Below are 1,465 nucleotides of genomic sequence, written 5' to 3'. Positions count from 1 at the left end.
AGGAGGAATCTCAATGAAGTTGTCAAGCCGCCGCGACGGTAGACGCGGGCTGGTAGACCGCCTCGTCGCGGAGCATCGCCCACAACACGTTCACACGTCGGCGAGCCAAGGCAAGGACAGCTTGAGTATGACGCTTGCCCTCAGCGCGTTTCCGGTCGTAGTACACCCTCGATTCCGCGCAACTGCGGATACTGACCATCGCCGACAGGTAGCAGGCACGCAACAGACGCCGGTCGTAGCGTCTGGGCCGGTGCAGATTGCCCCGCACCCGCCCCGAATCACGAGGAACCGGAGCAAGTCCGGCAACGCCGGCAAGCCGGTCGGCAGATTCGAACACACTCATGTCACCGCCGGTGGCCGCGAGGAACTCCGCGCCGAGGATCGGTCCGAAACCGGGCATGCTCAGGATGATCCGTGCGTGCCGATGACTGTGAAATCGGGCCTCGATCTGCGCTTCGGTCTCACCGATCTGCGCATCGAGGGCAATCACCTCTTTCGCCAGCCGTGCGACCACCTCGGCGGCGACCTGCTGGCCGGGCACCCGCGTGTGCTGCGCCCCGGCCGCCGCGATTGCGGTCTGCGCAACCTGAGATGCGTTGCGGGCATGATGTTTCCGCAGCCATGCTTCGAGCCGGCCGGCGCCGATCCGGCGGATCCCGTCGGGGGTTCGGTAGCCGGTGAGCAGCACCAAGGCGGCCTTGGAGGTGGAGTAGTCGAAGGCCCGCTCGAGAGCGGGAAAATACTCGAGCAGCTGGGCGCGCAGCCGGTTGATCGCCCGGGTGCGATCGCACACCAGGTCGGTGCGGCGGGTGGTGAGGATGCGCAGGTCCACCGCGATCTCGTCGCCGATTCGGATCGGGTGCAGATCGCGGCGCATGCGGGCCTGGTCGGCGATGATCGCCGCGTCCTTGGCATCGGACTTGCCGTCGCCGCGGTACGAGCCCGCCGCGTGGTGCACGGTACGGCCGGGGATGTACAGCAACTGTTGGTCGCGGTCGAGCAGCATCGCGATCACCAGGCCGGCGCCACCGTGGTTCAGATCGATCGCCCAGGTGAGCTGCCCGTCTCGGGCGAGTCCGGCGACCTGCGAGATCAGCTCGTTCAGCGCGGTTTCGTCGTTGGTCACCCGGCGCGAGAGCAGTCGGTGTCCGTCGGTGTCGATGACCACGCAGTGGTGTTCGGTTTTGCCGGCGTCCAGGCCGGCCCACACGTGTTGTTCCATGGTTGTCTTTCCCCACTCGGATCCGGTGTCGGCCCCAGCAGACGACCACGCCGTCGTGTCCTTACACAGCGATCACATCGCGTCTCTCAATCAGCGGTCGAGTCGTCGCGGGACGTTGGGTGGCCAATCCTCCTTGGCCATCGACGGGGGCAGCAGAGCGATGAAAGCCATGTCCGACGTCCCTGGGTGGTTCGAAGCCTACGGCCGTCGCCCAGTTCGAACCCCCTGAAAGAAAGGTAAGGA

Annotated in this window: 1 protein-coding gene; it reads right to left on the bottom strand. The window is 66.0% G+C overall.

What is annotated here, in order from left to right:
• Positions 1-22: 22 nt before the first annotated feature.
• Positions 23-1,222 (bottom strand): IS110 family RNA-guided transposase, encoded by a 1,200-nt coding sequence (locus ACWDTS_RS28090; RefSeq protein WP_248676766.1) that lies wholly within the window; start codon positions 1,220-1,222, stop codon positions 23-25.
• Positions 1,223-1,465 lie beyond the last annotated feature (243 nt).

The organism is Rhodococcus sp. NPDC003383, assembly GCF_053589115.1.
The sequence above is the reverse complement of the archived record's forward strand: the minus strand, read 5'-3'. Positions and strand labels throughout refer to the sequence as shown.